This is a genomic window from Devosia sp., from assembly GCF_035944845.1.
In the GTDB taxonomy this organism is placed as follows: Bacteria; Pseudomonadota; Alphaproteobacteria; order Rhizobiales; family Devosiaceae; genus Devosia_A.
The window spans coordinates 35,273-43,680 of sequence record NZ_DASZAW010000002.1 but is presented as its reverse complement, the minus strand read 5'-3'; the positions used below and the strand labels follow the sequence as shown (position 1 = coordinate 43,680).

8 protein-coding genes and 1 other RNA gene are annotated in these 8,408 nt (G+C 64.6%); 3 read left to right on the top strand and 6 right to left on the bottom strand.

Features of this window, described 5'->3' with window-relative positions:
* Window positions 1-154: 154 nt before the first annotated feature.
* Window positions 155-2,557, bottom strand: a complete 2,403-nt coding sequence (locus VGV07_RS00300) for a bifunctional diguanylate cyclase/phosphodiesterase (protein ID WP_326866665.1) — start codon at window positions 2,555-2,557, stop codon at window positions 155-157.
* A gap of 187 nt (window positions 2,558-2,744) precedes the next feature.
* Here VGV07_RS00300 and VGV07_RS00295 point away from each other — a divergent pair, with 187 nt between their 5' ends.
* Window positions 2,745-3,188, top strand: a complete 444-nt coding sequence (locus tag VGV07_RS00295) for a hypothetical protein (protein WP_326866664.1) — start codon at window positions 2,745-2,747, stop codon at window positions 3,186-3,188.
* Window positions 3,189-3,206: 18 nt separating this feature from the next.
* On the opposite strand, the gene recR is transcribed toward VGV07_RS00295, so the two are convergent.
* The 4 genes from recR to ffs all read right to left on the bottom strand — a co-directional run bounded on the left by recR (window position 3,207) and on the right by ffs (window position 6,214).
* Window positions 3,207-3,800, bottom strand: a complete 594-nt coding sequence (gene recR / locus VGV07_RS00290; protein ID WP_326866663.1) for a recombination mediator RecR — start codon at window positions 3,798-3,800, stop codon at window positions 3,207-3,209.
* Between the two features lie 109 nt (window positions 3,801-3,909).
* A complete protein-coding gene (locus VGV07_RS00285) occupies window positions 3,910-4,230 on the bottom strand; it encodes a YbaB/EbfC family nucleoid-associated protein (protein ID WP_055877229.1) in 321 nt (106 codons plus the stop codon).
* Entirely contained in the window at window positions 4,227-6,035 is a 1,809-nt protein-coding gene (locus VGV07_RS00280; RefSeq protein WP_326866662.1) for a DNA polymerase III subunit gamma/tau, read from the bottom strand. Before VGV07_RS00280 ends, VGV07_RS00285 begins: the two co-directional genes overlap by 4 nt.
* 81 nt (window positions 6,036-6,116) lie before the next feature.
* An RNA gene (gene ffs / locus VGV07_RS00275) (signal recognition particle sRNA small type) lies at window positions 6,117-6,214 on the bottom strand.
* A gap of 174 nt (window positions 6,215-6,388) precedes the next feature.
* On the opposite strand from ffs, the gene VGV07_RS00270 reads away from it, so the two are divergent.
* Both VGV07_RS00270 and VGV07_RS00265 read left to right on the top strand, forming a co-directional pair.
* Window positions 6,389-6,784, top strand: coding sequence for a hypothetical protein (locus tag VGV07_RS00270; RefSeq protein WP_326866661.1), 396 nt, complete (start codon window positions 6,389-6,391; stop codon window positions 6,782-6,784).
* A 257-nt stretch (window positions 6,785-7,041) separates the two neighbouring features.
* The gene (locus VGV07_RS00265; protein WP_326866660.1) at window positions 7,042-7,263 is read left to right on the top strand and encodes a hypothetical protein; all 222 of its coding nucleotides are present in this window, start codon (window positions 7,042-7,044) and stop codon (window positions 7,261-7,263) included.
* 3 nt (window positions 7,264-7,266) lie between these two features.
* On the opposite strand, the gene VGV07_RS00260 is transcribed toward VGV07_RS00265, so the two are convergent.
* Entirely contained in the window at window positions 7,267-8,097 is an 831-nt protein-coding gene (locus VGV07_RS00260; protein WP_326866659.1) for a prephenate dehydratase, read from the bottom strand.
* Window positions 8,098-8,408: the final 311 nt, after the last annotated feature.

Sequence of the window (8,408 nt, the reverse complement as noted above, 5' to 3'; positions counted from 1 at the left end):
ATGGACCGGATACTACGGAAAACCCGGCCCCGTCGTCATGCTTCAGGGCTGGCTCGAAATCCAAACCGCCAAGCGCGCCGTCCAAACCCTCGCCGCACACCTCAATGTGTGAATCTAGTAGCCCTCAAGGGGGAGGGGAGCTAGACTTGCCGGATCAGCCTGCCAGGGCCTGCAGTGGCGTCGGCATGATGCTGTCGAGCAGCTTGGTCCTGCCCTCGGTCAGCGCCGCAAAGGCGCGGATATCTTCCGGACGGCTCAACAGGTAGCCCTGTGCGGTCTGGCAGACCTCGCTCTTGAGGAATGCCAGTTCCTCGGCCCGCTCGACGCCTTCGGCAACGACTGGAACGTTGAGGCCGCTGCCCAGCCCAAGCACCGCGCGGACGATGGCGGCCGACTGGTCGTTGTTGTCGACGGCGCGGATAAAGGACTGATCGACCTTGATCTTCGAAAACGGGAAGGCGCGCAGGTTGGCCAGAGACGAGTAGCCGGTGCCGAAATCGTCCATGGCGATGCGGACGCCGAGCGCCCGGATCTGCCGCAGCGTCGTCACCGCCCGCATCATGTCACGGATCAACGCGGTCTCGGTGATCTCGACTTCGAGCCGGGCCGGAGACAGGCCGGTGCTGATCAGCACCTCGTGCACGGTCTGCGCGAAAGCGGGTGAATGCACCTGCACCGCCGAGACGTTGACCGCCACCGAAAGCGGCGACTTCCAGCGCGCAGCCTCGCTGGCCGCAGCGCGCAGCACCCACTCGCCGATCTGCAGGATCAACCCGCTTTCTTCGGCCACCGGCACGAACACCGAGGGCGGAATCTCGCCGCGCTCCGGATGCTTCCAGCGCACCAGCGCCTCGAAGCCGGTGACTTCACCCGACTGGATATCGACCTGCGGCTGGTAGACGAGGCGCAACTGGTTGCGCGACACGGCGTGGCGCAGATCATGCTCGAGCATGCGGCGATCCCGCACTTCGGCGCCCATGGCGTTTTCGAAGAAGCGATAGATGCCGCGCCCATCCTGCTTGGCGCGATAGAGCGCCGTATCGGCATGGGTCATCAGCTGTTCGGCGGTATCGGCGTTGTCGGGGAACAGAGCGATGCCGATCGAAGCGGAGATCAGCGCGCCGCCGGCCGATTGCTCGTTGTTGCGGCGGAAGGCGTCGTGTATCTGCTCGGCGATGCGGCCGGCGCGGGCCGGCGTGCCGATATCGCCCAGCAGCACGGCAAACTCATCACCGCCCAGGCGGGCAGCATCGCCGACCCCATCGATGGCGCCGAGCAGCGCCTGGCCGACCCTCTGCAGCAGGGCATCGCCGGCGGCGTGGCCGAACAGATCATTGACCTCCTTGAAGCGATCGAGATCAAGACAGAGCACGGCAAAGGTCTGCTCGTGCCGCCGGGCGTGGCTGATCTCATCCTCGAGCTTGCGCGAGAAGCTCACCCGGTTGGGGAGGCCGGTCAGCGCATCGTGGTGGGCGAGGAAGCGGATATGCTGTTCGGCCTGCTTGCGCGCCGACAGATCGCGGATGGCGATCGCATGGTGCGGCTTGCCGGCAAAATCCACCTGACGGAGAATGACCTCGGCCGGCACCACGCCGAGGCCGGACTTGAGCTCGGTTTCAACCGCGATGTTGGGCCGCTCGACCAGCATCGAACAGACGGCCGAGCCGATAAACTCCGACAGCTGCTTGCCGCTGACTGCGGATTGCGGCAGGTCGACCATGGAGAGGAAGCTCTGGTTCGCCGTGACGATCTCGCCGTCACGTACCACCAGCAGGCCTTCCACCGCTGCATCGGCGAGGCCGCGCATGCGGTCGCTCTCCGCGAGGGTGCGGCGACGATCGAGCATGTCGAGGTAGGAACCGCCGACCGCGAAGACCAGGATCATCACCGAGACCAGAGCAACGACGATCGACAGCCATTGTGGCGTCTGATCCTCGGCGGAGACGACAGCGAAGCAGTTCTCCAGCCCCGCCGCGCCCATGGCGGTGAAATGCATGGTGCAGATGCCGAGCGTCAGCAGGATAGTGGCACGGATGCGGTGACGCAGCGTGCTACCGGTCACCGCGAAGTAGATAGAAGCGCCGGCGAAGCCGATACCCAGCACTATCGAAGCGGCGACGAGCGGTGACGTCCAGACGATGCCCCCGCCGATCAGCAGCGCAGCCATGCCGGTATAGTGCATCGAGGCGATGCCGACGCCTATGATTGCACCACCCAGCACGTAATCGGAGCGTCGGGTGCCGAGCGCGGCGAACCACAAGCCGCCACCGACGATCATGATGGCGATGGTGAGCGAAACCAGCGTCAGCGGCAGATCGTAGCCGACCGGCATGCCGGCGTTGAATGACAGCATGGCGACGAAATGCGTCGCCCAGATGCCGAAGCCGACGGAAAAGGCGGCGACAGCCAGCCAGACCCTTTGCATGACACCGGCGGTGCGGCGGGCGTGGTTGAGCAGGGTGATGCCGGCAAAAGCGGAGAGCGCACAAACCAAAGCCGCCAGGGCCACCAGGCGGAGGTCGTGCTGCTCGAACAGCGTAGTCAGTACAGTTTGCAAGATGGCGCGTCCTTCTGGGAGCCAATACCATTGCTGTCTGCCCCAACTGGTGAAAGGAGTCTTGCGGGAACAACGCTGGCTTCTACTTAGGCACGTCACGTCTCGATACGGCGTAAACGGGAGCTTAAGATAAGGGCCGAACCCGTCGTCGGGTCTGTGCGTTAGTGCTCATCGCAGGGAGGCGAAGATGATCTCGAACCACTTCCGTGGGCTGATCGCCGAAGACACTCCAGCCGGCAATGACGGCGACACGCCCGGCTTTGCCCAACCGGTGAGCCAGACCGAGATCGAGGACCTGCTCTATGGTGACGAGTGGCCGGCGGCCGAGCGGCTGGCGCGGCTGCTGTCGATCCGCGAGGAACTCATCAACCTCGAAGCGACCGACTTCGGCGACGACGATCCGCGCAGCCTGATCGGCGCCATCGATGAAGCGGTGTCACGGCTGAGCGGCCTCGCCGGTGAGGGAATGGACCCGACCTCGGTAGACCACGACCCAGCCGCGCACCGCGAGACGCTGTCACCAGATTCCGACGAACTGGAAGCGATCGAGGCGGAAGACGAGGCTTCACTCGAGGACGAGCCGGAGAGCGCCATTGACCAGAGCCAATGGCTCGATGGGCTGGATCGTTAGTCACCTCTCCCCGCGGCGCTAGAGCGCCGTGCGCGCCTTCAGGGCCTGGCTCAGCGTGCCTTCATCGAGGTAGTCGAGTTCACCGCCGACCGGCACGCCATGCGCCAGACGGGTGATCTTGACGCCGCTGGGGGCCAGGCGGTCGGTGATGTAGTGGGCGGTGGTCTGGCCTTCGACCGTGGCGTTCACCGCAAGGACGATCTCCGAGAACTCCGGGGCGCGACGCAACAGCGCATCGATCGACAGGTCGTCGGGGCCGACGCCATCGAGCGGCGACAGCACGCCGCCGAGTACATGGTACTTCACCGCCCCGACCCCGGCCCGCTCCAGCGCCCAGAGGTCGGCGACATCTTCGACGACGATCAGCAGGCCATTGTCGCGGCGCGGGTCGGCGCAGATATGGCAGGGCGAGCGGGTATCGACATTGCCGCAGGTCTGGCAGACGGTCACCGCCGCCACGGCGCGATCGAGCGCCGCCGACAGCGGGATCATCAGCTGTTCCTTCTTCTTGATGAGCTGCAGCACGGCCCGCCGGGCCGAGCGCGGCCCCAGCCCCGGCAAGCGCGCAAGGAGCAGGATCAGCTGTTCAATCTCGGGTCCGCCGTTGGCCATGGCTAACGCACGGCAATCGGCAGTCGGCAGTCGGCAGTCGTGATGCCGCGCCGTTGATTGCCGCAGGTGTCAGGCGACTGCCGATTGCCGACTGCCGATTGCCGCATCTTCAGAACGGAAACTTCATGCCCGGAGGCAACGGCAACCCTGCCGTCATTTCCTGCATCTTGGCGTTCATTTCGTACTCGGCCTTGCCCTTGGCGTCGTTATGTGCGGCAAGGATCAGGTCCTCGAGCACCGAAACATCGTCGGAGACGAGGCTGGGATCGATCTTCAGCCCCTTCATCTCGCCCTTGCCATTGAGCGTCACCACCACGAGGCCACCGCCGGAACGGCCCTCGACGGTCATCTCGGCAACCTTGTTCTGGAACTCCTCCATCCGCCCCTTCATTTCCTGGGCGGCCTTCATCATTCCCATCAGGTCTTTCATTCGTCGTCTTCCTCATCGCTGTCGCGGATGGCATCCGCGTAGGCTTCGATCGGTATCTGTTCCTGCTTGACGGTGACGCGCACCGTGGCGCCCGGGAACGTCTCGAGAATGGCCTGCACCAGCGGATCCTGGTGGGCCTCCTGGCGCACCGCTTCCTGCCGCTCCTCGCGCTGCTCGCGCATGGTCGGCACGTGCTGTGCGTCGTTCTTGAGGGTGATCATCCACTGCCGGTTGGTCCATAGCTTCAGCTTGGCGCTGAGGGTCTGGATGATACCGGGGTCGGCATTGGGGACGAGCGCCACTTCGAGCCGGCCGTCGCCGATCGACACCGGACGGAGCGAGCTTTCGAGCGCGTGCTTGACGATCAGGTCGCGCTTCTCGCCGGCGAGCGTCACAAGATCGGCGTAACTGCGCGGGTTGGCAAAACCCTGCGGCGCTGGTTGCGTGAAGGCTTGGGGCGTCGCTTGCGGGATGGGCTGCGGCGCCGGCGCGGCATCGAAGCGCGGCGCCACTTCCGGCTGATACTGCCGGGCCGCCGACGGCCCGCCACCGCTACCGCCATTGCCGCGCGCCACCGGGGCGGATTGCGGCTGAGCGGGCGGTGGCAGGTTGCCGAGTTTGGCGATCAGTTCGTCGGGGGTCGGCAGGTCAGCGGCATAGGCGAGCCGGACCAGCACCATTTCCGCAGCTTGCAGGGCGTTGCCGGCCTGCTGCACCTCGTCATAACCCTTGAACAGGATCTGCCAGGTGCGGCTGAGGGCACGCATGCCGAGCTTCTGCGCCAGCTGCGCCCCGCGGCTGCGTTCATCGGGGGTCAGCGACACATCGTCGGCGGCGGCCGGCACCACCTTGATACGGGTGACCAGGTGGGTGAAGTCGCAGAGATCGGCGATAATCGTCTGCGGGTCGGCGCCGGCGTCGTAAAGCTCGCGGAGGTTGCCCAGCGCATCGCCGATGCGGCCGGCCATCAGCGCCTCGAACAGATCGATGGTGCGCGCCCGGTCGCCGAGGCCGAGCATGGCCTTGACTGTGGCCGTGGTTACCTTGCCGTCGCCGTGGCTGATCGCCTGGTCGAGCAATGACTGGTTGTCGCGCACCGAACCTTCGCCGGCGCGCACGATCATCGCCAGCGCCTCGGGTTCGTAGCCGATATTCTCGCGCGCGAGCAGGTCGATGAGGTGGGTGGTCATCGTCTCCGGCGGCACGCGGCGCAGATCGAAACGCATGCAGCGCGACAGGATGGTAACCGGGACCTTGCGGATTTCCGTGGTGGCGAAGATGAACTTCACATAGGGCGGCGGCTCTTCGAGCGTCTTCAGCAGCCCGTTGAAGGCCGCAGTCGAAAGCATGTGCACTTCGTCGATGATGTAGACCTTGTAGGGTGCCGAAACCGGCCCGTACTTCACCGAGTCGATGATCTCGCGAATGTCGTTGATGCCGGTGTTCGAGGCGGCGTCCATCTCGATCACGTCGACGTGGCGGCCTTCGATGATGGCCCGGTCGTGGATCCCCTCCTTCGCGAAATCGAGGGTCGGATGGCGACCGGTCTCGTCCTCATAGTTGAACGCGCGCGCCAGGATCCGGGCGGTGGTGGTCTTGCCGACGCCGCGCACCCCGGTGAGGATGAAGGCGTGGTGGATGCGGCCCGACTTGAAGGCGTTCCGCAGCGTTTGCACCATCGCATCCTGGCCGATGAGCTGGGCAAAGCTCAGCGGCCGGTACTTTCTGGCGAGCACCAGGTAAGGCGACTTCGCCGCCGCGGCGGCGGGTGCAGGGGGATCGTCGGGGAACATTCCGTCAGCCATGGAGAGCATATAGCCATCGCGGGCGCGGATCGCAAAAGCTCATGCCATCAAAGCGACAGCGCCGGATCAGAAAGATGTGGGAAGTAGGAGGCTGGCAACGACCCGTGAAGGTCTCGTTGGGGCTGCTACCTTCCGGTCCTGACCCGGTTGGCGAGGAACACGTCCGCACCAACCTCCCGTCGCCTATATGGAAGAGGATCACGGCAAACGCAAGACCAGCTCGCGAGGGGCAGCTGCCGCGCCAACGACCAGGGCGAGGCCAGGACATCCCGTTCGCTCGGACCGGATAGGCGCGGATGCAACCGGGCTGCCCCCGCCACCGTTATTGCAGCGGTGCAGCTTTGGAGGCGGCAATGATCGCGAGGGGTAGCAACGACGAAGCCGAAGCCCGGCGTCATATTGCGCTGTTGCAGGGTATGATCCGGCACTGGAACGTCATTGCCGACGAGTATCGCGACGCTGCACGCGGCCGGGCTGAGTTCAGTGCGCTGATGCAGCGCGAGGCCGATCGGACACGTCGGCGCATCCTCGAGGCGCTCGAACTCTGCGATCGTCTGATCGATAACCTCGCCCCAGGTCACGACATGCGCCGTGACCTGTTTCAGATCGAATGGGCCCTGGAGGCGCTGAGCGAGAGCATTGCGATTTCGGCCGAACAGATGGGACCGCGAGTCGAAGCCAGCCGGAACATTGCCGGACTGAGGTATCTGCTGAGTGCGTTGAAGCAGGATGCAGGGCTTAAGGCCTAGGCCGAGCTTCGCCCCGGCACTTGCTGGGCGCGCCCCACCGTCGTCATCCCCGCGGAGGCGGGACCCGGTGCGATCTATCCACCTCCACGAGCGCTGCGGCATCCTACTAGGTTCCCGCCTTCGCGGGAATGACGCCGGTGGTGAGCGCGAAATCAGGTGCGAGTTGGCTCCCGTCCCAACCCTGAACGCTTCCCTCAGACCTTGTTAACAAACTGGGGCGCATTCTATCGACTTCACGAGCCTGAAGGAGGCTTGTCATGATGAAGTCAGTCCGAGTTCCCCACGAACTCATCGCCCTCAGCCAGATGCAACGCGCCTCGATCCGCGAAGTCGGAGCGCCGCTTTACCTGCCGGCCTTCGAGCACCAGATCCTCGAGGCCGAAGCCCGTCGTGAAGAAGACAAGGCCGACGATCTCGACTGGGGCGTGGCAGCCGGCGGCCTCAGCGTCAGCGCCGACGAGGACGACGACTTCTACTGATCGTCAGCTCGCCGTTGCCGCCTTGTAGACGCCCAGCACGTGGAATTGGTCGGTGAAGAACTTCAGTTCCTCGAACGCGAGTTGCACCGACCGATCCGAGGGATGGCCCTCGATATCGGCGTAGAACTGGGTGGCGGTGAACGAGCCGTCGAGCATGTAGCTTTCGAGCTTGGTCATGTTGACGCCGTTGGTGGCAAAGCCGCCCATCGCCTTGTAGAGCGCCGCGGGAACGTTGCGGACGCGGAATACGAAGGTGGTCTTCACCTTGCCCGCACCAGCCGCCGGCTCCTCGGCTTGCTTGGAAATCACCAGAAAGCGCGTGGTGTTGTGCGCCGCATCCTCGATATTCTGCGCCAGCACGCTCAGCCCATAGACCTCGGCCGCGAACAGCGAGGCAATGGCGCCCACCGATTTGTTGCCCTTTTCGGCAATCTCGCGGGCTGAACCCGCGGTGTCGACGCCGTTGATGGTCATGAGCTTGTGCTTGGCAATGAACTTGCGGCACTGGCCAAGCGCCACAGAGAGCGACTGCACCGCCTTGATGTCGGCGAGCTTGGCGCCCGGCACGCCGAGCAGGTTCATCTCGACACGCAGGAAGTGCTCCCCGGTAATGAAGAGGCCGCTCTTGGGCAGGAGATGGTAGATGTCGGTGATGCGGCCGTAGAGCGAATTCTCCACCGGCACGACACCGAACTCGGCATCGCCATTCTGCACTGCCGCGATGGTGTCCTCGAAGGTGGTGCAGGGCAGTGCCTCATCGGCGGGAAACAGCGCATGTGCCGCCGCATGGCTGAAGGCGCCGGGCTCACCCTGGAACGCGATCTTTCTCGACATGTGCTGAAACTCCGAAACCGATCCTGTCACGCGGCAACCCGGAAAAGTCTGCAACTTCTCCACGTCCCGCGCGGTGCGGCGCCTTAATGCGACCGGGCACGCGGCAAGTCAATGTTGAGCGAAACCATCCTGTTTCCAGTGAAGCAGGATGGTGTGCGGTTGCATCGGACGTCTGCTCCAAGTGCTTGTTTTGTCGTGAGGTCGAACCGGAATGGTCCGCACCCGTTCCTGATCTCGCGCTGTTGTCGCAGTGCGCTTCTGCCCCGTTGCACCACAGGTATGGACAGACTATCTTCCGCCCGCGTCGGGAC

What these genes read in the sequence shown, in the direction of transcription:
- VGV07_RS00270 (WP_326866661.1), top strand. Translation starts at nt 6,389, where the DNA reads ATGATCGCGAGGGGTAGCAACGACGAAGCCGAAGCCCGGCGTCATATT.
- VGV07_RS00260 (WP_326866659.1), bottom strand. Translation starts at nt 8,097, where the DNA reads ATGTCGAGAAAGATCGCGTTCCAGGGTGAGCCCGGCGCCTTCAGCCAT.
- VGV07_RS00265 (WP_326866660.1), top strand. Translation starts at nt 7,042, where the DNA reads ATGATGAAGTCAGTCCGAGTTCCCCACGAACTCATCGCCCTCAGCCAG.
- VGV07_RS00280 (WP_326866662.1), bottom strand. Translation starts at nt 6,035, where the DNA reads ATGGCTGACGGAATGTTCCCCGACGATCCCCCTGCACCCGCCGCCGCG.
- VGV07_RS00295 (WP_326866664.1), top strand. Translation starts at nt 2,745, where the DNA reads ATGATCTCGAACCACTTCCGTGGGCTGATCGCCGAAGACACTCCAGCC.
- recR (WP_326866663.1), bottom strand. Translation starts at nt 3,800, where the DNA reads ATGGCCAACGGCGGACCCGAGATTGAACAGCTGATCCTGCTCCTTGCG.
- VGV07_RS00285 (WP_055877229.1), bottom strand. Translation starts at nt 4,230, where the DNA reads ATGAAAGACCTGATGGGAATGATGAAGGCCGCCCAGGAAATGAAGGGG.